This is a genomic window from Caulobacter sp. CCG-8, assembly GCF_037402475.1.
Taxonomy (GTDB): domain Bacteria; phylum Pseudomonadota; class Alphaproteobacteria; order Caulobacterales; family Caulobacteraceae; genus Caulobacter.
On record NZ_JBBEUD010000014.1, the window covers coordinates 125,796 to 149,099 of the forward strand.

General features: G+C 70.6%; 25 protein-coding genes. 14 read left to right on the forward strand and 11 right to left on the reverse strand.

Features of this window, described 5'->3' with window-relative positions:
- Window positions 1-78 precede the first annotated feature (78 nt).
- Window positions 79-1,209 carry an aldose epimerase family protein gene (locus WAE60_RS15120; RefSeq protein ID WP_337687410.1) on the forward strand — a complete coding sequence of 377 codons (1,131 nt, stop codon included), beginning with the start codon at window positions 79-81 and terminating at the stop codon, window positions 1,207-1,209.
- Between the two features lie 24 nt (window positions 1,210-1,233).
- On the opposite strand, the gene WAE60_RS15125 is transcribed toward WAE60_RS15120, so the two are convergent.
- Window positions 1,234-1,386 carry a hypothetical protein gene (locus tag WAE60_RS15125; RefSeq protein WP_337687411.1) on the reverse strand — a complete coding sequence of 51 codons (153 nt, stop codon included), beginning with the start codon at window positions 1,384-1,386 and terminating at the stop codon, window positions 1,234-1,236.
- Window positions 1,387-1,528: 142 nt separating this feature from the next.
- Here WAE60_RS15125 and arsC point away from each other — a divergent pair, with 142 nt between their 5' ends.
- Window positions 1,529-1,885 carry an arsenate reductase (glutaredoxin) gene (arsC, locus tag WAE60_RS15130; protein WP_337687412.1) on the forward strand — a complete coding sequence of 119 codons (357 nt, stop codon included), beginning with the start codon at window positions 1,529-1,531 and terminating at the stop codon, window positions 1,883-1,885.
- A gap of 14 nt (window positions 1,886-1,899) precedes the next feature.
- On the opposite strand, the gene WAE60_RS15135 is transcribed toward arsC, so the two are convergent.
- Complete coding sequence (locus WAE60_RS15135) at window positions 1,900-2,424, reverse strand: hypothetical protein (RefSeq protein WP_337687413.1); 525 nt, start codon at window positions 2,422-2,424, stop codon at window positions 1,900-1,902.
- 235 nt (window positions 2,425-2,659) lie between these two features.
- Between WAE60_RS15135 and WAE60_RS15140 the strand changes: the two genes are divergently transcribed.
- Window positions 2,660-3,700 carry a substrate-binding domain-containing protein gene (locus WAE60_RS15140; RefSeq protein WP_029912677.1) on the forward strand — a complete coding sequence of 347 codons (1,041 nt, stop codon included), beginning with the start codon at window positions 2,660-2,662 and terminating at the stop codon, window positions 3,698-3,700.
- A gap of 129 nt (window positions 3,701-3,829) precedes the next feature.
- Window positions 3,830-3,991, forward strand: coding sequence for a hypothetical protein (locus tag WAE60_RS15145; RefSeq protein WP_156035766.1), 162 nt, complete (start codon window positions 3,830-3,832; stop codon window positions 3,989-3,991).
- 10 nt (window positions 3,992-4,001) lie between these two features.
- Here WAE60_RS15145 and WAE60_RS15150 read toward each other — a convergent pair whose 3' ends face one another.
- The 3 genes from WAE60_RS15150 to WAE60_RS15160 form a co-directional block, all read right to left on the reverse strand.
- Window positions 4,002-4,349 carry a hypothetical protein gene (locus WAE60_RS15150; protein WP_337687414.1) on the reverse strand — a complete coding sequence of 116 codons (348 nt, stop codon included), beginning with the start codon at window positions 4,347-4,349 and terminating at the stop codon, window positions 4,002-4,004.
- A gap of 28 nt (window positions 4,350-4,377) precedes the next feature.
- Window positions 4,378-5,058, reverse strand: coding sequence for a DUF882 domain-containing protein (locus WAE60_RS15155; protein ID WP_081916770.1), 681 nt, complete (start codon window positions 5,056-5,058; stop codon window positions 4,378-4,380).
- Between the two features lie 145 nt (window positions 5,059-5,203).
- Complete coding sequence (locus WAE60_RS15160; RefSeq protein ID WP_029912665.1) at window positions 5,204-6,715, reverse strand: L,D-transpeptidase family protein; 1,512 nt, start codon at window positions 6,713-6,715, stop codon at window positions 5,204-5,206.
- A 219-nt stretch (window positions 6,716-6,934) separates the two neighbouring features.
- Between WAE60_RS15160 and WAE60_RS15165 the strand changes: the two genes are divergently transcribed.
- The 3 genes from WAE60_RS15165 to WAE60_RS15175 all read left to right on the forward strand — a co-directional run bounded on the left by WAE60_RS15165 (window position 6,935) and on the right by WAE60_RS15175 (window position 12,132).
- Entirely contained in the window at window positions 6,935-7,999 is a 1,065-nt protein-coding gene (locus WAE60_RS15165; protein WP_337687415.1) for a glycosyltransferase family 4 protein, read from the forward strand.
- A gap of 122 nt (window positions 8,000-8,121) precedes the next feature.
- Window positions 8,122-10,281, forward strand: coding sequence for an amylo-alpha-1,6-glucosidase (locus tag WAE60_RS15170; protein ID WP_337687416.1), 2,160 nt, complete (start codon window positions 8,122-8,124; stop codon window positions 10,279-10,281).
- A 54-nt stretch (window positions 10,282-10,335) separates the two neighbouring features.
- Complete coding sequence (locus WAE60_RS15175; RefSeq protein WP_029912657.1) at window positions 10,336-12,132, forward strand: glycoside hydrolase family 15 protein; 1,797 nt, start codon at window positions 10,336-10,338, stop codon at window positions 12,130-12,132.
- Between the two features lie 107 nt (window positions 12,133-12,239).
- Here WAE60_RS15175 and WAE60_RS15180 read toward each other — a convergent pair whose 3' ends face one another.
- Window positions 12,240-12,611, reverse strand: a complete 372-nt coding sequence (locus tag WAE60_RS15180) for a helix-turn-helix domain-containing protein (protein ID WP_337687417.1) — start codon at window positions 12,609-12,611, stop codon at window positions 12,240-12,242.
- 106 nt (window positions 12,612-12,717) lie between these two features.
- On the opposite strand from WAE60_RS15180, the gene WAE60_RS15185 reads away from it, so the two are divergent.
- The 4 genes from WAE60_RS15185 to WAE60_RS15200 are packed head-to-tail and all read left to right on the forward strand — an operon-like array spanning window position 12,718 to window position 15,722.
- Entirely contained in the window at window positions 12,718-13,089 is a 372-nt protein-coding gene (locus WAE60_RS15185) for a c-type cytochrome (protein ID WP_337687418.1), read from the forward strand.
- Window positions 13,090-13,148: 59 nt separating this feature from the next.
- Window positions 13,149-13,847 carry an AraC family transcriptional regulator gene (locus WAE60_RS15190; protein WP_337687419.1) on the forward strand — a complete coding sequence of 233 codons (699 nt, stop codon included), beginning with the start codon at window positions 13,149-13,151 and terminating at the stop codon, window positions 13,845-13,847.
- Between the two features lie 18 nt (window positions 13,848-13,865).
- Window positions 13,866-14,660 carry a CPBP family intramembrane glutamic endopeptidase gene (locus WAE60_RS15195; protein ID WP_337687420.1) on the forward strand — a complete coding sequence of 265 codons (795 nt, stop codon included), beginning with the start codon at window positions 13,866-13,868 and terminating at the stop codon, window positions 14,658-14,660.
- A 45-nt stretch (window positions 14,661-14,705) separates the two neighbouring features.
- Window positions 14,706-15,722 (forward strand): acyltransferase, encoded by a 1,017-nt coding sequence (locus WAE60_RS15200; RefSeq protein WP_337687421.1) that lies wholly within the window; start codon window positions 14,706-14,708, stop codon window positions 15,720-15,722.
- Window positions 15,723-15,853: 131 nt separating this feature from the next.
- Here WAE60_RS15200 and WAE60_RS15205 read toward each other — a convergent pair whose 3' ends face one another.
- Window positions 15,854-16,762 (reverse strand): alpha/beta hydrolase, encoded by a 909-nt coding sequence (locus WAE60_RS15205; RefSeq protein WP_337687422.1) that lies wholly within the window; start codon window positions 16,760-16,762, stop codon window positions 15,854-15,856.
- 162 nt (window positions 16,763-16,924) lie between these two features.
- On the opposite strand from WAE60_RS15205, the gene WAE60_RS15210 reads away from it, so the two are divergent.
- Window positions 16,925-17,401, forward strand: coding sequence for a hypothetical protein (locus tag WAE60_RS15210; protein ID WP_337687423.1), 477 nt, complete (start codon window positions 16,925-16,927; stop codon window positions 17,399-17,401).
- A gap of 197 nt (window positions 17,402-17,598) precedes the next feature.
- Here the strand turns inward: WAE60_RS15210 and WAE60_RS15215 are convergent, their stop codons facing one another.
- The 4 genes from WAE60_RS15215 to WAE60_RS15230 all read right to left on the reverse strand — a co-directional run bounded on the left by WAE60_RS15215 (window position 17,599) and on the right by WAE60_RS15230 (window position 21,769).
- Window positions 17,599-18,462 (reverse strand): Ku protein, encoded by an 864-nt coding sequence (locus tag WAE60_RS15215; RefSeq protein ID WP_337687424.1) that lies wholly within the window; start codon window positions 18,460-18,462, stop codon window positions 17,599-17,601.
- Between the two features lie 81 nt (window positions 18,463-18,543).
- On the reverse strand, window positions 18,544-20,025 hold the full coding sequence (locus tag WAE60_RS15220; RefSeq protein ID WP_337687425.1) for a trehalose-6-phosphate synthase: 1,482 nt from the start codon (window positions 20,023-20,025) through the stop codon (window positions 18,544-18,546).
- Window positions 20,022-20,807 carry a trehalose-phosphatase gene (gene otsB, locus WAE60_RS15225; RefSeq protein WP_029912626.1) on the reverse strand — a complete coding sequence of 262 codons (786 nt, stop codon included), beginning with the start codon at window positions 20,805-20,807 and terminating at the stop codon, window positions 20,022-20,024. The genes WAE60_RS15220 and otsB overlap by 4 nt, the downstream gene beginning before the upstream one ends.
- Window positions 20,808-21,091: 284 nt before the next feature.
- Complete coding sequence (locus WAE60_RS15230) at window positions 21,092-21,769, reverse strand: AcvB/VirJ family lysyl-phosphatidylglycerol hydrolase (RefSeq protein ID WP_029912624.1); 678 nt, start codon at window positions 21,767-21,769, stop codon at window positions 21,092-21,094.
- 157 nt (window positions 21,770-21,926) lie between these two features.
- Here WAE60_RS15230 and WAE60_RS15235 point away from each other — a divergent pair, with 157 nt between their 5' ends.
- Window positions 21,927-22,313 (forward strand): BlaI/MecI/CopY family transcriptional regulator, encoded by a 387-nt coding sequence (locus WAE60_RS15235; protein WP_337687426.1) that lies wholly within the window; start codon window positions 21,927-21,929, stop codon window positions 22,311-22,313.
- Window positions 22,310-23,304: M56 family metallopeptidase (locus tag WAE60_RS15240; RefSeq protein WP_337687427.1), on the forward strand; the 995-nt coding region annotated here is incomplete at its 3' end. The genes WAE60_RS15235 and WAE60_RS15240, both read left to right, overlap by 4 nt.

The window sequence follows — 23,304 nt, forward strand, 5'->3', positions numbered from 1 at the left end:
GGCCTCTTGATCTCGCCCGCCGTTTGGCTGACACCGGTTTCCATAACAGCTCGACACGAGCATCCCGGGAAGGAAACCATGGCTGTCGCCGCGTACAGGACCCTGACCCTCGCCACCGCCGCCCTGCTGCTGGCCGCCGGCCCGGCCCTGGCCGCCGAAGCGACCCGCGCCCCGTACGGCGTCACCGCCGCCGGCGCACCGGTCGAGGTGTTCACCCTGAAGAACGACCACGGCATGAGCGTGAAGGTGCTGTCCTACGGCGGCGTCATCACCCAGGTGAACGTCCCCGACCGCGAGGGCCGCGTGCAGAACGTCGTCCTGGAGCTGGCCGACCTGAAGGCCTACGAGACCCGGGCCAATTTCAGCTCGCTGCTGGGCCGCTACGCCAACCGCATCTCGAACGGCGGCTTCACGATCGACGGCGTGCGCCACGACCTGCCCAGCAGCGCCGAGGGCGTCTCCTCGCACGGCGGCCCCACCGGCTTCGCCACGCGGCTGTGGACGGGGACGACGTTCCAGCGCCACGGCGAGGCCGGCGTCACCCTGGCCTACACCGCCGCCGACGGCGAAGGCGGCTATCCAGGAACCCTGAAGGCGACCGTGACCTACACGGTCACCCGCAAGAACGCCTTGCGCATCGACTACCGCGCCGTCACCGACAAGCCGACGGTGATCAACCTCAGCCACCACGTCTATTTCAACCTGGCGGGCGGCGGAAACGTCTATGACCAGACCGTCCAGGTGCTGGCCCAGACCTTCACCCCGATCAACGCCCGCAAGCTGCCGACCGGCGAGATCGCCCCCGTGGCCGGCACGGCCCTGGACCTGCGCAAGCCCACGCGGCTGGGCGACCGGGTCACGGCCGACGATCCGCAGATCAAGTTCGCCAACGGCTTCGACCACAACTTCGTCGTCGACGGCGGGGGGCGCGGCCGGCTGGTCCCGGCCGTGCGGGTGGTCGACGCCGCCAGCGGCCGCACCCTGGAGGCGGCCACCACCCAGCCGGGAGTCCAGCTGTTCACCGCCAACAGCTTCAACGGCGCGCTGAAGCGTCCCGACGGGACCGGCCTCGAAAAGGGCGCGGGCCTGGCGATCGAGACCCAGCACTTCGCCGACAGCCCCAACCACCCGAACTTCCCCTCGACCGTCCTGCGGCCGGGCCAGACGTTCAAGCAGACGACCGAGTTCCGGTTCGGCGTGGTGAAGTAGCGGGGGCCCGTCGCCTCGGGCGGCCTAACGGCTCGCCGTCCTGATCCAGACCACGTCGCCGCGATCCTGGTCGTTCAGCCAGACGGCGTGGCGCAGGCTGCTCCAGGCGGCGGTCATGGCGGCGCAGGTGATCAGGCAGGCGAAGGCGATGCTGCGCAGGGCGGCGAAGGCGGTCATGGGCGGGAAAGTCCTCTACGCGTACTGGCGCGCAGGATCGCCGGGCAGGGTTGCCGCTTGGTTGACTTGACCTGAGGGCGCGCCGCGACCGTCTGACGCGTCCGGCCTTTACAGCGCGCGCAGCGGCTGGTTCACCGGGGCCATGAGCGATTTTCCGATCACGATCTTCCACAATCCCAACTGCGGGACCTCGCGCAACGTGCTGCAGATGATCCGCGACGCCGGCCACGAGCCGTCGATCATCCCGTATCTGAAGCGCCCCTGGACCCGCCAGCAGTTGGCCGAGCTGATGGCCCAGGCGGGCGTGCGGCCGCACGAATGGCTGCGGGTGCGCGGCACGCCGGCCGAGGCCCTGGGCCTGACCGCGCCGGGCGTCACCGACGACCAGATCCTGGACGCCATGGTCGCCGAACCGATTCTGGTCGAGCGTCCGATCGTGGTCACCCCCAAGGGCGTGGCCCTGTGCCGGCCCAAGGAACGGTTGCTGGACCTGCTGTAGGCCTCGGAGGCGCGCTATCCGCCGCGGACCACTTCCGGCAGGGACTTCCCGCTGACGTTCTGGCCCCGGCTGGGATGGCAGGCGTAGCTGGCGACCGCCCTGGCGGTCGCGTCCGTCCGCCTCACGCCTTCCTCGCCGGCCCCGACAGAGACAAAGTCCCGATCGTATCGACGCCAGGACACGACCTGCTCGCCGGTCCGCGAGCAGTCGATCCGCGACGAGACCTCGGTGATCTCCGAACGCCCGTCGGGCCAGACGAAATAGCGGAGCTCGACATTGTCGCCGGTGCGATCGATCGAGTTCAGATCAAGGGCGATGTTCTGCCGGCTGCCAGGCGCTGGGCCGCCGAGGCGGCCGCTCACGGGGCCGGTCGCCAGGACCTGCGGCGGAGAGGCGCCGCCATCCCTTTGGGCGGCCGACGGCGTTTGCTGCGGCATGGGCGTGACCTTGAGCAGGCGCCAGTCCTGCTTGGGCCACTCGCCGGCGAGCGCCGGAGCCGCGAAAGACAGGGCGGCCATGCAGACAAGGATCGACTTCATGCGGACGCCCTTCCTCGGAACGCTACCGGAAGCGTAGAACCTCGACCCTAGGTGGTCAATCGCACCGTCGCGCCCGCTGGGCGGCGCCAAATGGCGGGCGGCCGGACGGCGGGATCGTCCGTGAACGGACGCTGTCGCAAAACTGTCGCCAAACTGTGACAAATGACGGCGGCATGGGACGTACGCTTCGTGCGTTCCCCTTCTTCTCGCCCCCTCGAAAGTAGGAATGTCCCCCATGAAGACCCTGCTCGGAGCCACCGCCGCGCTCGGCCTGCTGGCCGGCGCCTCCAGCGCCCACGCCGCCCGCGACTATGTCTGGGCCGCCGGTTCGTCGACCGTGTTCCCGTTCTCCACCCGCACCGCCGAGAACTTCGCCAAGAAGACAGGCAAGAAGTCGCCCAAGATCGAGAGCCTGGGCACCGGCGGCGGCATCAAGATGTTCTGCGGCGGCATGGGCGAGAAGTTCCCCGACATCGCCAACGCCTCGCGGCCGATGAAGAAGTCCGAGTTCGAGGCCTGCAAGGCCAAGGGCGTCAACAACATCGTCGAGCTGAAGATCGGCTTCGACGGCATCGTCGTGGCCATGGACAAGTCCTCGCCCGACTACAGCTTCAAGGTCGAGCACCTGTTCCTGGGCCTGGGCCAGAACGTCCTGCGCGGCGGCCAGTTCGTGGCCAACCCGTACAAGACCTGGAAGGACGTCGGCGCCGGCCTGCCGGCCAACCGCATCCTGGTCTACGGCCCGCCGCCCACCTCGGGCACCCGCGACGCCTTCGTCGAGCTGGCCATCGAGGGCGGCGCCAAGAAGTTCCCGACCGCCAAGTCGCTGGCCGAAAGCGACGAGAAGGCCTTCAAGGCCAAGGTCGATCCGCTGCGCACGGACGGCGGCTGGGTCGACGCCGGCGAGAACGACAACGCCATCGTCGGCACCATCGAGAAGACCCCGGGCGCGCTGGGCGTGTTCGGCTACAGCTTCCTCGAAGAGAATGGCAACAAGATCAAGGGCGCGGCCGTCAACGGCGTGAAGCCCTCGGCCCAGACGATCGCCAGCGGCCAGTACCCGCTGTCGCGCTCGCTCTACATCTACGTCAAGAAGGACCAGGTCGGGGTGACCCCGGGCCTGAAGGAGTTCATCGCCGAGTTCGTGTCCGACGCGGCGACCGGTCGTGGCGGCTACCTGCAGGGCCGCGGCCTGATCCCCCTGCCCCCGGCCCAGCACGAGGCCATGAAGGCCGCCGCCGGCAAGCTGCCGCCGATGGCCGCGCCGAAGTCCTAGGGCTTTCGGCTCCCGCAAAGGAAAGGCCCCGGAGCGATCCGGGGCCTTTTTCTTTTCGCGTGCAAACGCACCGTCTTGACCTGTCCGCGCGCCGGGCGCTCGATGGCCTCCGGGAACGCGGAGGACATCATGCGAGATCCGATCGAGGAACGCCTGCAGGACCTGGAGCGGCTGGTCCTGAAGCAGGCCGAGCGCATCGACGCGCTGGAAGACGCCCTGGCGGTGATGCACCGCACGGCGGCGCGGGCCTTCCTGACGAACCTGAAGAAGCCCGAGAGCGACGCGGCCTAGCTGGTCGCCCCTAGTTCGTCGGCTGCTCGCTGCCCGCCCGCGAGGTCATGCCCGCCGCGGCGGCGTCGTCAGCCATCTGGGCGTCGACCGTCGGCTGCTCGGCGGGCGCCGGGGCGACGGCGGCGGGGGCCGGCTGTTCGGGCTTGGGGGCGGTGGCCACCGGGGTCGGACGGGCCGCGGCCGCAGCGGCGGCGGCGTCGTCGGCGGCCGTGCGGATCTCGGTCGAGCCTTCTTCGTAGCCGCGATTGAAGTTCATCGAGGAGGCCATCAGCAGCACGCCGGCCGTGGCGATGGCGCCGACCAGGGCTCCCAGGAGAATCCATCCGAACGGGTTGCTGTGACGTTCGGCCTTGGCCATCCGGGCTTTCCTCTGGTGTGCGGCCCTCTTAGGAGCCGACCCAACGCCGGACGGGTCCGACGTCGACGTGGACGAAATTGCTGACGGGGTAATAACCCACGCCGCCGCGTCCGAGATCCAGGGCGGCGGCCCGCAGACGATCCAGAGCGACGTCCTCCAGATAGACATCCATGGCCTTGCCGTCCATGTGCAAGCTGCGCTTGGCGACCTGACCGCTGCGTTCGTGCAACATGGCGTTGGTCCTGGGCGAGCGGTAACCGGAGATCACCTGGAAGTGCGACTTGGAACCGGTCTTCTGGTGCAGGTCCGACAGGGTGTCGAACAGCTCGGGGTGCATCGAATAGACGTCGCCGGTGCGGTAGTCGCGCAGCACCTTGTCGAGGGCCTGGACGGCGTCGGGCACGTACTCGCCCTTCTCGAAATAGACCGCTTCGATCTTTTCCTGGGTGTGGATGTTGTGCAGCTTCAGCCAGCGGGGCTGGTGGCCGGCGGCGCGGGAAACCGGCTGGGCGATCGGGGCGGCCGCGGGAGCGGCGGCGGGAAGCGCGTCGTCGGCCATGCCCTCGGGCAGATCGGACTGACGCTGCAGCAGGTCGGCGATCGGATCGGAGAACCCCAGTTTCGACTGGGCGAAGGCCGCCATCGGCCCCACCGCGCTCGCCCCGAGCACGCCGAGGCCAAGCCCCAACAGCTTGCGTCGTTCGATCATGGTACGCTTCCCCGGACTGACCTCGCGAGCGCCGGAAGGCCGGGCCGCCGCACTTGGCGACCCTCACGCGAGCACTAAAGCCGACTGAGTCTTTCCAAATTGAAAAGCCCAACGCCGGGGAAGAGGCCTCAGGAGAGCCCGGGGGTCAAGCTGAGCCGGGGCGTGATGCGGCAATACGCTGCACCAGCACGGTGTCCCATCCGTACGGGTCGTCGCGGAAGTTCATCTGCCCGTCCGGGGTCATGTAGGCGGTCCAGTACAGCAGGAAGACCGCTATGGGTTGACCCAGTTGGGCGCGCACCGTCTTGCCCGAGGCGATGGTCGCGTCGACCACGTCCGGCTGCCAGTCCGGATTGGTGGCCAGCAGCTGCTTGGCCAGGGGGATCGGTTTTTCCAGGCGCACGCAGCCGTGGCTGGCCAGGCGGCTGAAGCTGGCGAACTTCGAGCGGCTGGGCGTGTCGTGCAGATAGACGCCGTAGGGGTTGTCGAAGTCGAACTTCACCAGGCCCAGGGCCGCCTTGGGGCCGGCCTTCTGCTGCAGGCGCGAGGTCCCCTCGCCCGTCGAGATGACGATGAAGTCATTGCGGGCCAGGTAGCCGGGATTGGCCCGCTCCTTGGGCCACAGCTCCTTGGCGGCGATCGAGGACGGCACGTTCCACGGCGGATTGAGCACGATCGAGTGGATCGTCGACTGCAGCATGGGCGTCTCGTCGCCGGGACGGCCCGTCACCGCCCGCATGGTCAGGTTCGGGGCGTCGTCGTGGAAGACGCTCATCACCGCCGCGGCGATGTTGACCTGGATGCGGTCGGACGGCAGTTGCTGGGGCAGCCAGCGCCAGCGCTCCATATTGGCCAGGATCTGGTCGATCCGGCGCTCGACGGGGACGTTCAGGGCCGCCAGGGTGGCCGGGCCGACGGCGCCGTCCGGATTGAGGCCGAAGCGCTTCTGGGCGCGCATCAGGGCCTGCTGCAGGGCCTCGTCGAACACCGGGGCCTTGTCGACGGCCACCGTCGCGTCCTCGACCGCCAGACGGGCCTCCAGGGCGACGATGCGCGGATCGTCCTTGGCGCCCAGCTTCAGCGGCTCGCCCGCCGCGATCGGCTTCCAGCCGCCCTTGGCGGCGATGTCGCGATAGGTCGCCAGGCCCTTCCGCAGGGTCTGGTAGCCGGTATAGGGCGGCGGCAGGCTGTCCAGCCACGGGCCCAGGCGATCCTGCTGGACGGCCAGCACGAAGTCGGGACCGGGATCGTAGGGCATGGGGCGCAGGCCCCAGTCCTCGGGGAAGGCGTCCGGCGCCAGACGGCCGGTGCGCACGGCCCGGGCGTAGCGCAGCGTCAGGTCGATCAGCTGGGCCTGGGCGCCCTGGCGGGTCAGGGCGTCGCGGGCGCTCAGGAGCGGCAGCAGCGGATCGGGCGCGAAGGCGGCGGGCTCGAAGCCGTGGGTGTAGGCCTGGCCCAGGGTGCGGACCAGCAGGTCGATCTGGTCGGGCCGCAGGGCGACGCTGGTGGGCGGGGTCGGCGCGGGAACCGGCTGCTGCGGCGCCCGCTGCGGAGCCTTCACCACGGGCGGGTTCTGGATCTGCGCGGCGGCCGACGACAGGGTCAGAAAAGAAAGCGCGCCGCCAAGCAGTGCGTCACGTTTGGTCCAGGACTTGATCACCGTCGAAAGGTCTCGTCGCACGCTCGCACGCGGCCAGTCCGCGCACCCTCAGATGGCCGTCACGATCCCGGCGCGTCAACGCCCGTATCGTCTAAGGCGAACGGTTCAGACCGCTTATGGTTCTTTATTTTCCATGCGGAACCTTAACGCCACACCGACGGTTTGATCCGACGTCGGGGCGCATCGCCGCGCCCTTCCAGCGTCAGGATTTCATCGATGAGGATCGCCCAGGTTCCGCCCCTGTACGAAGCTGTGCCGCCACGCTTTTACGGGGGCACCGAGCGGGTCGTGGCCCACCTCACCGACGCCCTGGTCGACCTGGGGCACGACGTGACCCTGTTCGCCTCCGGCGACGCCCGCACCAAGGCCGAGCTGGTCGTCGTGCGCGACCAGGCCATCCGCCTGGACCCCGAGCCGCTGAAGTCCGACCTGGCCGCCCACATGGCCATGCTGGCCGAGGTCCGCCGCCAGGCCCACCGGTTCGACGTGATCCACTTCCACACCGACATGATCCAGTTCCCGATGTTCGAAGACATGGCGGGCAAGACCCTGACCACCCTGCACGGGCGCCTGGACCTGAAGGACCTGCCGGGGGTCTACCGCCGCTGGCCCCAGTTCCCGCTGGTCTCGATCTCGGACGACCAGCGCCAGCCCCTGCCCTTCGCCAACTGGGCCGGCACCGTGCTGCACGGCATGGCCGAAGAGATCTACGATTTCCGCGAGAAATCCGAAGGTTACCTGGCTTTCCTCGGCCGCATCTCGCCCGAGAAGGGGCCGGATCGGGCCATCGCCATCGCCAAGCGCCTGGGCAAGAAGCTGAAGATCGCCGCCAAGATCGACGCGGCCGACCGCGCCTATTTCCACGACGAGATCGAGCACCTGATGGACCATCCGCTGATCGAGTTCGTCGGCGAGATCGGCGACCATCAGAAGTCCGACTTCCTGGGCGGCGCCGACGCCCTGCTGTTCCCCATCGCCTGGCCCGAGCCCTTCGGCCTGGTGATGATCGAGGCCATGGCCTGCGGCACGCCGGTGATCGCCTACGACTGCGGCTCGGTGCCCGAGGTGATCGAGGACGGCCTGACCGGCTTCATCGTCCGGGGCGAGGACGAGGCGGTCGCCGCCCTCGGCCGCCTGGACCGCCTCAACCGCTTCGACATTCGCCGCCGGTTCGAGATCCGGTTCTCGGCGACCGCGATGGCCCGCCGGTACCTGCAGCTCTATGATCGGCTGGAAGAGGCGTCCGCGCCGCCGCGCCTGACGCTGGCTCAAAGCGCCTGACCCTGCCCCGCGCGCCCGCCGCGTCGGAGACATGATCAGGTTTTAGGAATCTGGGGCCCGCCCGCCGCGACCGCGCGGCGCGGCGGGCTTTCGAGGGACCTCAGCGCAAGGGGCCGAAAGATATGGACGATCTCACACCAGGCCCCACGCCGGGCGGCGCCGTCGAACAGGGCGAAACGGGCGAACCGCGCGTTCCCTATCGGCTGTTCGCCCTGAAGGACAAGGACACCTTCCTGGTGGCCGACGCCTTCGGCGACGTGCTGGGCGCGGCCGACGGCCTGTTCCACGACGACACCCGCCTGCTGTCGCGGCTGCGCCTGCTGCTGGGCGGCCGCTCGCCCGCCCTGCTGAGCGCGGCGGTGTCGCAGGACAACGTGTTCTTCACCTCGCACTCGACCAACGAACCGCTGCCGGCCCTGGGCGGCGCGGCCGCGCCGCACGGCGCGATCCACGTCGAGCGCAAGCGGTTCCTGTGGGACCAGCGGCTGTACGAGCGCCTGCGCTTCGTCAACTACAGCCGCGACATGGTGATCCTGCCGGTCAGCCTGGAGTACGACGCCGACTTCCACGACATGTTCGAGGTCCGCGGCTCCAAGCGCCAGGCCCGCGGCCGGGTGCTGCCCGCCCAGATGAACGGCCGCAGCGTTTCCTACGCCTATGACGGCCTGGACGGCGTGCGGCGCACCAGCATCATCTCGTTCTCCGAGCCGCCCGGACGCCTGGCCCCGCAGCGCGCGGACTTCATGTTCATGCTGACGCCCGAGACCCACTTCGACCTCTATGTCGAGGTGGGGGTCGATCACGCCCATCCGCCCACGCGCGAGCGCTGGCGGGCGGCGGCGGCGCGGGCCCGGATCGACATGCGCCGGCGCCGGCGGCGCGGCGCCCGGCTGCACAGTTCCGGCCGGCTGTTCAACGATTGGCTGGAGAAGTCGCGCGCCGACCTGGCCCTGCTGACCACCCAGTTCGCCACCGGCCCCTACCCCTACGCCGGCATCCCCTGGTTCTCGACCCCGTTCGGCCGCGACGCCATCATCACCGCCTGGCAGGTGCTGTGGATCGAGCCGGGCCTGGCCAGGGGCGTGCTGAGCTATCTGGCCGAGCACCAGGCCGAGGAGGTCAGCGCCTTCCGCGACAGCGCCCCCGGGAAGATCATGCACGAGACCCGCAAGGGCGAGATGACCGCCTTGGGCGAGTTGCCGTTCGGCCGCTACTACGGCGGGGTCGACACCACGCCGCTGTTCGTGGCCCTGGCCTGCGCCTACGCCGAGCGCACGGGCGACCTCGACTTCATCGACGGCCTGTGGGAGCCGCTGCTGGCGGCGATCGCCTGGATCGAGCATTTCGGCGACAGCGACGGCGACGGCCTGATCGACTACGCCCGCGGCCTGGACTCCGGCCTGTCGAACCAGAACTGGAAGGACAGCGAGGACAGCGTCTTCCACGAGGACGGCAAGTTCCCCGACGGCCCCATCGCCGTGGTCGAGGTCCAGGGCTACGCGTTCGCCGCCTTCAAGGGCATGGCCGACCTCGCCGAGCGGCGCGGCGACCCCGACAACGCCAGGCGCTGGCGGGCCAAGGCCGAGCACCTGCGCCAGGAGGTCGAGACCCGGTTCTGGATGGAGGACAAGGGCTTCTACGCCATGGCCATCGACGGCCACGGCAAGCCCTGTCGCGTGAAGGGCAGCAATCCCGGCCACCTGCTGTTCTGCGGCCTGCCCTCGCCCGACCGAGCCAAGAAGGTCGCCGACACCCTGCTGTCGGCGGCTTTCCACAACGGCTTCGGCGTGCGGACCCTGGCCCAGGGCGAGCCGCGCTTCAATCCGATGAGCTATCACAACGGCTCGGTCTGGCCGCACGACACCGCCATCTGCGCCATGGGCCTGGCCCGCTACGGCCACCGCGACGGGGTGGTCGAGATGACCTCGGGCCTGTTCGAGACCGCCGCCCACTACGAGATGCGGCTGCCCGAGCTGTTCTGCGGCTTTCCGCGCCAGCCCGGCGAGCCGCCGGTGGCCTATCCGGTGGCCTGCCTGCCCCAGGCCTGGGCGGCCGGCTCGGCCTTCATGATGCTGCAGGCGTGCCTGGGGATCACCATCGACGGCTGGCGGGGCGAGGTCTGCCTGACCGACCCGCGGCTGCCGATCGGCATCGACCACCTGCAGATCGACGGCCTGGCGATCGGCTCGGCCTCGACCGACATCACCATCGAGCACCTGGGCGCCCACGTCGCGGCCCACACCAGCAAGCACTCGACCATCCCGATCCTGATGAGACGGTGACGCCTGCCCCGCTCCGCGGTTCGAACTGAAATCCAAGATGAGCTGGACCCAACCATGCCCCAGAACCTCGACCTCTTCCCGATCGGCAACTGCGCGGTCAGCGCCCTGATCGACCGCTGCGGGCGCTTCGTCTGGGCCTGCGCGCCGCGCATCGATTCCGACCCGGTGTTCAGCTCGCTGCTGGGCGGGCTGGAGCCCGGCGACCCGGACGCCAAGGGGACCTGGGAGGTGGCGGTGGACGGCGCACGGACGGTCGAGCAGGAATACCTGCGCAACACCCCGATCCTGCGCACGGTGATCACCGACGCCGACGGGGCCAGCGTCGAGATCATCGACTTCTCGCCCCGCTACCAGCAGTACGGCCGCAGCTTCCGGCCCACGGCCTTCATCCGCCTGATCCGCCCGCTGACCAGCGTGGCGCGGATCACCATCCGCCTGCGTCCGACCGCCAGCTGGGGCGCGCGCCTGGCCGAGACCACCCACGGCTCCAACCACATCCGCTTCCTGTGCTCGGACATGACGCTGCGCCTGTCCACCGACGGGCCGGTGTCGCACGTGCTGGAGGAGCGCACCTTCCGGCTGGAGAAGCCGATCGCCATGTTCCTGGGCGCCGACGAGGGCTTCAACGCCGACATCGGGGCCACCTGCAACCGCATGCTGCAGCAGACCCAGGAGTACTGGATGGACTGGGTGCGCGGCCTGGCCGTGCCGCTGGACTACCAGAGCGCCGTGATCCGCGCGGCCATCACCCTGAAGCTCTGCATGCACGAGGAGACCGGGGCGATCGTGGCGGCCATGACCACCTCGATCCCCGAGCACGCCGACAGCGGCCGCAACTGGGACTACCGCTACTGCTGGCTGCGCGACGCCTATTACGTGGTCCAGGCCCTGAACCGGCTGGGCGCGGTCGACATCCTGGAGAACTATCTCGGCTACCTGCGCAACATCGTCGACCGGGCGGCGGGCGGCCACATCCAGCCGTTGTTCGGGGTGGGCTTCGAGCCGCAGCTGACCGAGCGCTTCGCCCCCGACCTGCCCGGCTATCGCGGCATGGGGCCGGTGCGGATCGGCAACCAGGCCTTCGAGCACCAGCAGCACGACGTCTACGGCCAGATCATCCTGTCCACCGTCCAGGCCTTCTTCGACGAGCGCCTGCTGCGGCCCGGCACGGTCGAGGACTTCCAGAACCTGGAGCCGGTGGGCGAGCGGGCCTTCCAGTTGCACGACCAGCCCGACGCCAGCCTGTGGGAGTTCCGGGGGCGGGCCAACGTCCACACCTATTCGGCGGTGATGTGCTGGGCGGCGTGCGACCGCCTGGGCAACGCCGCCGCCCAGCTGGGCCTCGACGACCGCGCCGCGTTCTGGAACGACCGCGCCGCCAAGGTGCGCCAGACGATCGACAAGCGGGCCTGGAACGAGCCTCTGGGCCGCTTCGCCGCCACCTTCGAGGGCGACGAGCTGGACGCCAGCCTGCTGCAGCTGGTCGATCTGCGCTTCATCGAGGCCAGGGACCCGCGAAACGTCGCCACGGTCGCGGCCATCGAGGCGGGCCTGCGCAAGGGCTCGTACCTGCTGCGCTACGCCATCCCCGACGATTTCGGCGCGCCGCAGACGGCGTTCAACATCTGCACCTTCTGGCTGGTCGAGGCCCTGTACCTGGCCGGGCGCATCGACGAGGCCCGCGACCTGTTCGAGGAGATGCTGGCCCGCCGCACCACCGCCGGCCTGCTGTCCGAGGACATCGGCTTCTCGGACGGCGAGCTGTGGGGCAACTATCCGCAGACCTATTCCCTGGTCGGGCTGATCAACTGCGCGGTGCTGCTCAGCCGGCCGTGGACGTCGGTCAGATAACCCTCTCCCAGAGGGAGAGGGAGGGGCCCAAGCGAAGCTTGGGAGGGTGAGGGGTTACACCCTCGCCGATTTCTCGGGAACGCCCTGCCGGCACGCCGTCTGACGCCTTACCCCCTCACCCTCCCACCGCTACGCGGCGGGTCCCTCCTCTCCCCATGGGAAAGGGGTTTTCCGTACGCATGCCCCCAGTCCTCCATCGCGTCCAGCAGCGGCCCCAGGGTCAGGCCGCGCTCGGTGAAGGCGTATTCCACCCACGGCGGCACCACCTCGTGGACGGTGCGCGAGACGATCCCGTCGTCCTCCAGCGACCGCAGCTGCAGGGTCAGCATACGCTGGGTGATATCGGGCATCAGGCGGCGCAGCTCGTTGAAGCGGCGCGGCCGGTCCTTCAGGTGGAACAGGATGGTCGGCTTCCACTTGCCGCCGATCACGTCGACCGTGGCCGCGACCGGGCACCAGGGGGCGAGCTGCTTGGACATGGCGACCTCGCCTATCGATCTGGGGCGGACGGTATAAAAATAGTGCGTACTTATTAGCCGGGAACCCTCGGTCTATGGGAGTCGCCATCCACCGATGGAGACGATCATGGCGCTTCGAACACCCCTTCTGATCCTGGCGCTTCTGGCGATCGCCGCGCCCGCCCTCGCCGCCCCCTTGGCCGGCGATGTCGCCCGGGGCGAGCGGCTGTACGGCAGCCGCTGCGGCTTCTGCCACAGCTTGGACGGCAACCGCTTCGGGCCGCGCCATCGCGGGGTCTACGGCCGCCACGTCGCCGCCGTGCCGGACTTCCGCTACAGCAAGGCCCTGGCGGCCCGGACCTTCACCTGGAACGACCAGACGCTGGACGCCTGGCTGGCCGATCCCAAGCGCTTCGTGCCGGGGACCTCGATGGGCGCCCGCACGGCCTCGCCCCAGGACCGCGCCGACCTGATCGCCTATCTGCGGGCCCATCCGTGAGCGCGAACATGACGAGGCTTTAAGTCGCCGAACGCGGTTTCGCCGCTAAGCTGCCGGTCATGACCGCCCTCCGCTCGCGCCTCGTCCCCGGCGAGACCATCGCCCGCCACATCCACGACGAGGCCTACGCCGCCGTCGTGCTGGACGGCGGCTACGAGGAGGCCGGCGAGCGGGGCCGCTGGCGGGTGCGGGCCGGCGACGTGCTGCTGCACGGGCGCTTCTCGGGCCACTGGAACCGGCGTCCGGGCAAGGCCCTGGTGCTGAACCTGCCGCTGGCTGCGGACCTCGCCGGTCCCGCCATGGCTCGCGCCAGCGATCCCGACCTGCTGGCCCGACTGGCCGAACACGACCCGCTGGAGGCCGCCGCCGCCCTGCTGGAGGGCCTGACCCAAGGCGGTCCCGCCCTCTCCGACCCGTCCGACCGGCTGGCCCAGGCGCTGTCCGGCGACGACGCCCCGTCCGTCGAGGCCTGGGCCCGCGACCAGGGCGTGGCGCGCGAGACCGCCTTCCGCTGGTTCCGCGACGCCTATGGCGTGGGCCCGGCGCGCTTCCGGGTCGAGGCCCGGGCCCGCCGCGCCTGGTGCCTGATCGTCGAGAGCGATCTCTCCCTGGCCGACATCGCCGCCGAGGCCGGCTTCGCCGACCAGGCCCATATGAGCCGCGACGTGAAGGTCCTGACCGGCCGCTCGCCCGGCGCCTGGCGAACCCCAGCCCTTCAAGGGACCCTGCAACATAGGTTCAAGACCCGCGCCGCCTGAGGCTGGCATCAGGTCGGCATGACCGATCTCGCCCTGCCCCCGTCGCCCCGCCCCTTCGTCGAAGTCACCGGCTTCCGGTTCCGCCCCTGGTCGACCCTGTGGCCGATCGTGCTGGCCGCCGTGCTGATGCAGACCCTGCTGGTCCCCGGTCGCGAGGCGGCCCGCTGGCTGTTCAAGCACAACCTCGACTTCTTCCATCGCGAGGTCTGGATCTTCGTGGCCCTGGCCACCCTGTTCCAGATCGTCACGGGCCTGGTCGCCCTGGCCGTGATGCGCAAGGCCCTGCCCCAGGCCGACAGCCATCTGCGCTGGCCGCCGGGCAAGACCTACGCCGGCCTGGCGGTCGCCATCGGGGTCGGCATGGGCCTGGCCATGCTGGTCGCCGACTACTGGCCCCAGCTGCTGGCCCACACCGCGCCGGACGGCGGCTACGACATCGGCTCGCCGGGCGCGATCGCCGGCTGGCTGGGCGTGATGCTGGCGGCGGGACCGAACGAGGAGATCATCTTCCGCGGCCTGCTGGTGGGCATGCTGGCGGTGCTGGTCCCCGGACGCCTGCGCATCGGCCGGCTGGACCTGCCGGTGGCGGCCTATGTCGTGGCCGTGCTGTTCGGCCTGGCCCACTACGACAGCTTCCTGCACAACCCGCTGCACCTGGCCCTGGCCCAGCAGGTTTACGCCTTCGCCTGGGGCCTGACCTATGTCTGGCTGATGGAGCGCTCGCGCAGCCTGCTTGCCCCGATGATCGCCCACGGCTTCAGCGACGCGGTCGAGGTGGGGATCGTGATGGCTCTGATGGCCGCCTGGGGCTAGCGTCCCCTCTTGCGTCCCGGGCCGCGATCCTGAGAAAAACGGCGCGTGAGGGAACACAGGACACAACGCCTCGCGGCCTTGGACGGCCTGCGGGCCGTGGCGGCGCTGGGGGTGCTGCTGTACCACGCGGCCGACTGGTCGGGGCGGCCGGGCCGCTTCGCCCACGGCTATCTGGCGGTGGACTTCTTCTTCTGCCTCAGCGGCTACGTCCTGGCCCACGCGTTCGAGCGGCGCGACATCGGCTGGCTCGCCTACCTGCGGATCCGCGTCGTGCGGATCTGGCCGCTGCTGGTGCTGTCGACCCTGGTCGGCGCGGTGCTGACCTCTCGCCACAGCCCGCCGTTCTGGCCGAACCTGGCCAAGGGGCTGCTGCTGATCCCCCGGATGGGCCATCCGGCCGAGTACACCTTCCCCACCCTCTTCCCCTTCAACCCGCCGGCCTGGTCGCTGTGCCTGGAGGTCATCGTCAGCGCCCTGTGGTTCCCGCTGCGCCGCGCCCCGGACATGGTGCTGGCGGCCGTCGTGCTGCTGAGCGGCGGGGTCGTGCTGTGGACGGCTCTGGCCCTGAACGGGGTCGAGACGGGCTGGGACCAGGCGACCTTCTGGTTGGGCGTCGTGCGGGCGACTTTCAGCTTCAGCCTGGGCTGGGCCTGCTGGCGCTATCGCACGCCGGCGCGCCGGCCGCGCCTGTGGCTGCCGGCGATCGCCCTGTTCGCGGTGCTGGTGGTCCCGGTCTTCCCGCGCGGCCTCACCGCGTGGAACGGCCTCTACGACTACGCCTGTTTGGTCGTGCTGTTCCCGCTGCTGGTGACGGTCGGCGCCCACGACCCGCAAGGCGTGGCCGGGGCGATCTGCCGGGCCACGGGCGACGTCTCCTACCCCCTGTACGCCCTGCACTGGGCGACCTGGGCGGTGATGCTGCGGCTCTATCCCGACGGCTGGCGGACCGTGCTGCCGCTGTGGTTCCCCGCCCTGGCCGTGGTGGTCGCGCCCGTGGTGGCGTGGATCGCGCTGCGCCTCTACGACGCGCCGGTGCGGCGGCGGCTCCTTCAATCCCGCTGATCCCGGCGAGTGTCGGGACCCAGATCCTAAGATTGGGCGGCGGGTTGGAAGAACTCGGTGCTTTTGGCGTCAGCCTCAAAGCCGTTCCATCTGGGTCCCGGCATTCGCCGGGATGAGCGGATCATTGGGTCTCAACAGCGTTTCACGCCCGCCCACGGCTGGGCGCCGTCCAGCCAGGCCACCGCGTCGACCACGTAGTCGCGCTGGGCGTCGAGGATCGAGGTGTGGCTGGCGAAGGCGTCGATGACCACCGCCCGGCAGGCGCGGTTCGCCGGGGCGACCTCGGCGGCGCGCCAGTCGCGGTCCAGCGGCGCGGCCGGCGTCCGGCTGGCGACGATCACCGCCACGGGGATCGTCGGCCGCAGCGGCGGCAGGGCGTCCACCTCGGCCAGGCCCGGCAGGAAGGCCCGCACCTCCGCCAGCCCCGCCTGGATGCTGGTCCGTCCGGTCCAGGTCGACCGCCGCCGGGCGGCCGCCTCGGCCGCGGGCGAGATGTCGTCCATCAGCGGCGCCAGCCGGGTCAGGCCCAGGGCGCGGGCGGTCGGGGTGAAGGCGGCCAGGCGCGCCTCGTGCTCCAGGTCGGCCAGGGCCAGCGGGTGATCCCTGACGTCGGTCCCCACCGCGTCGACCAGCACCAGCCCGGCCGTCCGCTCCGGCCACCGGCGGGCGAAGGCCTCGACATAGAGCCCGCCGTTGGAGTGTCCGGCCAGGATCACCGGCCCGGTCACGCCGTTCCGGTCCAGCAGGTCGTGCAGGCGGGTCGCGACGGCCGTGGGCGAGCGGTCGACGTCGTGCATGGTGGACAGGCCCAGGCCGTCACGGTCGTAGGCGCAGGCCCGGTAGCCCTTCCTGGCCAGGCTCTCGGCGACCAGCGACCAGTCCGCCGCCCCGCCGAACGCCCCGGCCTCCAGGACCACCGTCGGGCGCACGCCGGCCGCGCCCGCGCACTCCAGATCGCCGGTGGGCGTGGGCGGCGGACGCACGAAGCTCGCGCAGCCCAGCAGGGTCAGGCAGGCGAGCGCGACGAAATACGGTTTCATGCTGGTCCGGCGACTGTACCCGCCGGCATGTCGCCGATCACTCCGTCGCCTGACAAGCGAAATTGACCGGAAGGGCCGCCCGTCGGGGTGCGGCCTATTGGCCGAGGCGTGACGAACCGCGGCGATGATGCTTTCCTGCCCGCCGACACGTCGCGAGGACCCATGCCGACAAGCCTTCTGATCGCCGGCCTGATGGCCGTCGCGTCGCCCGACTCCGCCGCCCCCGATCCCCTGGCCTATTTCGAAGGCGCCTGGACCTGCGCCGGCCATTTCGAGCCGTCGAAGAAGCCCCTGGCCTCGGCCATGACGTTCACGCGCGACGCCGACACCGGCGCCCTGCTCAAGCAGCACCGCGACCAGGCGCCGGGAACCTACAAGGCCAACGAGACCTGGAGCTTCGCCAAGGTCGCCGGCGGTTTCCGCACCACCATCGCCGACGGCTTCAGCGGCCTGCGCTGGTACGCCTCGCCCGGCTGGGAGGGCGATCGCTGGACCTGGACCCGCCAGGGCGCGGGCGAGCCGGGCGAACAGTTCGTCTACAGCCGCACCGGCCCGACCACGATGACGGTCGACTGGATGATCTCGCGGGCCGGCGCCCCGCTCAGCCTGGGCGACACCCTGGCCTGCACGAAGGGCTGAGGCTCCTCGACATCATCCCAATATATCCCGTCATCCCGGGCCTTGTGCCCGGGACCCCTGGTTCAGCTTTCGCGTGAGATGCAAGCGGTTCGCCAGCGAACCGCCCCTCCCGCACTTGCGGCGGACAGAGGGGTCCCGGGCCCAGGGCCCGGGATGACGGAAGTTAAAGGTCGGTGGCGGCCGAATGTCGCCCCGCCCTAGGACGCCTTCTTGCGCGCCGCCGGCTTCTTGGCCGGCGCCTTGTGGGCCGGCGCCTTCTTGGCCGCGCTCTTCGCGGCCGCGCCCGGCTTCTGGCCCAGGCTCTTGCGCAGGGCCTCCATCAGGTCGACGACGTTGGTGTTCTCCGGCTCTTCCACCGTCACCTTGGCCTTGCCGCCCTTTTCCTTCTGCTTGATCAGGGCCCGCAGGGCGTCCTCGTAGCGGTCCTTGAACTGGCTGGGATCGAACGGGCCTTCCTGCTGCTCGATGATCTTCTCGGCGATGGCCACCATCTGCGGGTCGGCCTTGCGGTCGGGGATGTCGTCGAACAGCTCGCCCGCGTCGCGCACCTCGTCGTGGCTGCGCAGGCTGTAGGCGATCAGGCCGTTGTCCCGCGGCTCGATGGCCAGCAGCCGCTCGCGCGTGTGCATCACCACCCGCCCCAGGGCGATCTTGCCCGCCCCGGCCATGGCGTCGCGGATCACGGTGTAGGCGTCGACCGCCAGCTTGCCGTCCGGCACCAGGAAGTACGGATTGTCCCAGTACAGCCGGTCGATGGCGTCGGCGTCGACGAAGCGCTCGATGTCGATGGTGCGGGTGCTCTCCAGCCGCACGCTCTCGATCTCCTCGGGCGTCAGGATCACATAGTGGTCCTTCTCGTACTCGTAGCCCTTGACCAGGTCGGCGCGGTCCACCGGCCCCAGGTCCGGGTCGGTGGCCACCATCTTGATGCGGTTGTGGGTCTTGGGGTGCAGCAGGTTGAACCGCACCTCGCCGCCGGGGCTGACGGCCGTGTACAGCGCCACCGGACAGGTGACGAGCGACAGCCTCAGATGGCCCTGCCAGGTGGGTCGCGCGGCCATGGGATCGCCTTTCGTCTAGAAGGTCCCGACCAGCGCCGGGTCCCGATCCAGGACGGAAAATCCCGGACCGGTCTTGAACGCCTACGCCCTCCCCCCGATCCGCACGGCCAGGGACGGCGAGGCCGGGGGTGCGCTCGGCGTCGGGGCGGTCAGGGCGAACTTGGCGCCGTCTTGCTTGATCTGGGCCGGGTCAGGGTCGCGCAGCTGGGCCACGAAATCGTCGCGCCAGGCTGTGACGTCCTGGCGGGTGACATTGTCGATCAGGCTCTCGAACCGCCGCTTGCGCTCGTCGATGTCCATGTTCAGCGCCCGGGTCAGGGCGTCCGAGATCTCCTCGGGACTGTTGGGGTTGATGATCAGCGCGTCCTTCAGCTGCCGGGCGGCGCCGGCGAAGCGCGACAGGATCAGCACGCCCGGATCGTCCGGCGTCTGGGAGGCCACGTACTCCTTGGCCACCAGGTTCATGCCGTCGCGCAGGGGCGTGACCAGGGCCGCCTTGGAGGCGCGGTACACGCCCGCCAGCTCGTCGCGGCGGTAGCTGCGGTTCAGGTAGCGGATCGGGTTGTAGTCCATGTCGGCATAGGCGCCGTTGATCCGGCCGATCAGGCCGTCCAGCCGCCCGCGCAGGTCCTGGTAGGCCTCGACCTCGTCGCGCGAGATCGGGGCGATCTGCAGCAGCATCACCTCGCGCCGCGCCTCGGGATTGTCGTGCAGGAACCGCTCGAAGCCGATCAGCCGCTCCTCGAGCCCCTTGGAATAGTCCAGGCGGTCCACGCCCACGACCATCTTGCGGAACACGCTGTGGGCCATCAGCCGGTCGTAGACGCGCAGGGCGCGCGGGCTGTCCTTGATGCGGGCGAAGTCCTCGGCGTCGATGCCGATCGGGAAGGCGCCGGCCCGGGTGGTCTGGCCGAAGGCGGTCAGCCGCCCGTCCTCGGTGCGCTCGCCGCCCACCTCGTTGAAGACATAGCCCTCGAACGCCTGGACGCTCTCCTCGGTCTGGAAGCCGATCAGGTCGTAGTGGAACATCGCCTCCACCAGCGGCCGGTGGCGCGGCAGGGTCACCACCAGCTGGTGGGCCGGCCAGGGGATGTGCAGGAAGAAGCCGATGCGGTTGGTCACGCCCAGCCGCCGCAGCTCCCGCGCCATCGGGATCAGATGGTAGTCGTGCACCCAGATCACGTCGTCCGGCTCGATCAGCGGCAGCAGGGTCTCGGCGAACCGCTTGTTGACCCGGTCGTAGCCCTCGCCGAACGAACGGTCGTAGGCGGTCAGGTCGACGCGGAAGTGGAACAGCGGCCACAGGGTCTTGTTGGCGTAGCCGTTGTAGTACTCCTGGTAGTCGCCCTCCTCGAGGTCGACGGTCGCGACGGTGACCCCGTCGGCCTTCTGCATGTTCAGCTGGCCGGTGAACTTGTCGGTGGTCTTGCCGCTCCAGCCGAACCAGATGCCGGAATATTCCCGCAGGGCCGCGGCCAGGGCCATGGCCAGGCCGCCGACGCTCTCGTCGCCCTTGCCGGTGGGCGGGTTCACGCGATTGGAAACGACGATCAGGCGGCTCATGCGGCGCTCCTCCCCAGGGCGTCCAGGCCCGCGCCCAGCCAGCCGAACACGGCATCGCAATCGTCCAGGCGGTACGACGCCTGGGTGGGCCGTTCGGGGCCGACCAGCACGCCGTAGCCGCCCAGGCGGGCGGCGGCGGCGAAGCCGTCCTCGTCGGTCAGGTCGTCGCCGACGAACACCGGCGTCGCGCCGTCGAACGGCGCCTCGCGCAGGAAGGCGGCGACCGACTTGCCCTTGTCCTGGCCGGGCGTGCGCAACTCGGCGACCATGTCGCCCAGCTGCAGGGCCAGTTCCGAGCCCTGGGCCAGACGCTCGGCCGCCTCGATCACCGCGTCGGCGGCCGAGGGGACATTGCGGTAGTGCAGGGCGACGCTGAGGTCCTTGTCCTCGAACAGCAGGCCCCGGTCGCTGCGCGCCAGGTCGCGCAGCACGTCGCGGGCGTGCTCGAGGTCGGGATGGGGCTTGGCGCGGTCGACGCCGTGCGCGCCCCGGCGCACCAGGCCGTGGACCGCCGCGACCGACGTCACGCGGCCTTCCAGGATGCGGTCCAGGTCCTCCAGCGCCCGGCCGCTGACCACCGCCAGCCGGCCGTCGAGGGCGCGCGTCAGGTCGGTCAGCAACGCCGCGCGGCGTGCGTCGGGCCCGACCTGTTCGGGTCGGGGCATGATCGGGGCCAGGGTTCCGTCAAGATCGAGAAACAACGCCGCGCGCGGCGGCAAGGCGACTGGTGGTGGCGGCAGATCGCTCGGCGCATGCCGAACGACCGACCCGAACGCGGTCATGGCGAGAAGGCCCTCTCCGATGTGTACAGGCCTTCAAAACGCGCGTTGGCGGGGTTTTGATCCCCCGGGGCCGGGTCACGATGCGCTCACGCCAATGTGCGCGGGCGCCGGTTACCTTGAGGGTTCCTGGAGCAAAGCCCCAAAACCGCTGTCATCCCGGAAGCCTCGCAGAGGCTGTCCGGGACCCAGGGGACTGGGCTGACGCCTTGCGGTTCACCTGGGTCCCGGACAAGCGCTGCGCGCTTTCCGGGATGACAACGGTTTGGGAGCTCCCGGGCGGGCCGCTAGAGCGAGGCGGCCTTGGCGACGGCCTGGCCCAGGCCCGCATAGTCGCCGTTGAAGTGGTGGCCGCCGTGCAGCTTCACCTGCCGGATCGGCAGGCTGGGGCAGATGTCCAGCCGCTCCTTGTCGCCGTAGATGCAGGTCATCGGCACGCCCTTCAGGGCCTCGACCGCGGGAGCCACCTCGAACGAGTGGGCCGTGGGCCGGTTCAGCCAGCTGGCGGGGCGGAAGGTCAGGTCGCCGTGGGGGCCGGTCCCGATCAGCACCACGCTCTGGATCTGGCCCTGCAGGTCGGCCGGCAGCAGCGGCACGATGGCCGGCAGGGCGTCGGCGCCGAACGAATAGCCGACCAGCACGATCTTCTGGCGGCCCCACTTGGCCTGGTGGCGCCGGAGCTGGTCGGCCAGGTCGTCGGCCACGGCCTGGGCCGGCCGCTTGTCCAGGAAGTAGCGCAGCGAATTGACGCCCAGCACGGGCACGCCGTCCTTGGCCAGCACCTTGGCGACGCCGCGGTCCAGCGGGCCCCAGCCGCCGTCGCCCGAATAGAGCACGGCCATGGCCTCGCCCGGCGCGGTGGCCGGCGTCTCGACCAGCTTCGGCGCGACCGAGGCCTCGGCGACGCCGGCGAAGGCCAGGCCGAGGACGGCGGCGAGGGTCAGGAGGCGGGCGCGCGGGCTCATGACCCTCTTATCGCGCGCAATCTTGACCATGAGGGGGCGAAGGCGGGGCGGCGCGAGGGCGTTCGGGGGTCCCGGCCCGGATTACGACGAATTCACTTCGCCCGCGCCGCTACACGTGTAACGCTACATTTGTAGCGCCAACCGTTGCGAGCCCGCCGTGATCGAATCCCTGCCCCGACGCGAACGCGAGGTCTTCGAGACCCTCTGCCGGCTGGAAGGCGGCACGGCGGCCGGCGTCCGAGCCGCCCTGTCGGACCCGCTCAGCGACTCCGCCGTCCGCACCCTGCTCTCGCGGCTCGAGGCCAAGGGCCTGGTGGAGCGGACGGCCGGTCCCGACGGCTTCCTCTACAGCCCCGTCCAGCGCACCGAGGCCGTCGCGGCCGGGGCCCTGCGGCGGATGATCGACACCTTCTTCGCCGGCTCGGCCGCCAGCGCCGCCACCGCCCTGCTGGGCCTGGGCCAGCGCCTGACGCCGGAAGAGGCCGCCGCCCTGGAGGAGGCCATCGACAAGGCGGTGAACGGCGGGGGGGAGCGCGAGCCATGACCTGGATCCTGCTGATCTCGCTGCTGGCCAAGTCCAGCCTGGTCGCCGCCGTCGGCTTGGCCTGCGCCCGGCTCCTGACCCAGCGCGCCGTCGAGCGCGTGGACATCCTGCGCGCCACGGTCTGCCTGCTGCTGGCCCTGCCGGTGATCATGAACCTGCTGCCCGCGATGAGCCTGCCCCTGCTGCCGGCCGCGCCGCCGCCGGCTCTGCTGCCCGCCGTCCCGCTGGCGACGCCGGCCGCGACGGCCGACCTGGCCGCGTCGAGCGCGCCGGCCTGGTCCTGGCCGCGTCCCGGCGCCGGCCTGATCGGCGGCCTGTGGCTGCTGGGCTTCGCGCTCGTCGTCGGCCGGCTGCTGCTGGGGCTGCACACCCTGAACCGCTGGACCCGCCAGGGCCGCGCCGTCACCTGTCCCGACTGGCTGGCGCCGCTGGAGCGCCTGTCGCCCGAGGACCGCCCGGGCCTGGTGTCCAGCGACCGGATCGCCGGCCCGCTCAGCTGGGGCGTCGCGCCGGGCTTCGTCCTGGTCGACCCCGCCAGCCTGGCCGAGCGCCGCGCCGCCCCCGCCATCCTGGCCCACGAGCTGGCCCACCTGCGCCGCCACGACTGGATCTTCCTGGTCCTGTCGCGCCTGGCCGTGGCGATGTTCTGGTTCAACCCGCTGGTCTGGCGGCTGCACGCCGTGCTGATCGAACGCTCGGAAGAGGCCGCCGACGCCGTGGCGCTGGAGACCGTCGACCGCGCCCTCTACGCCCGGGCCCTGATCGGCCTGGCCGCCAGCCCCGTCCCGTCCGCCCACCCCGCCCGCATCGCCGCGACCGCCATGGCCGCCGACGCCCGCACGCTGAAGACAAGGATCGCCTGCATCATGACGAACACTTCCGCTCGCCGCCGGCCGCTCACCGTGGTCCTGGCCATCGCCGTGATGGCCGCCGTCGCCACGCCGCTGGCCGCCCTGGCCGTCACCCGCCAGGTCTGGGTCGCGCCGCCCTC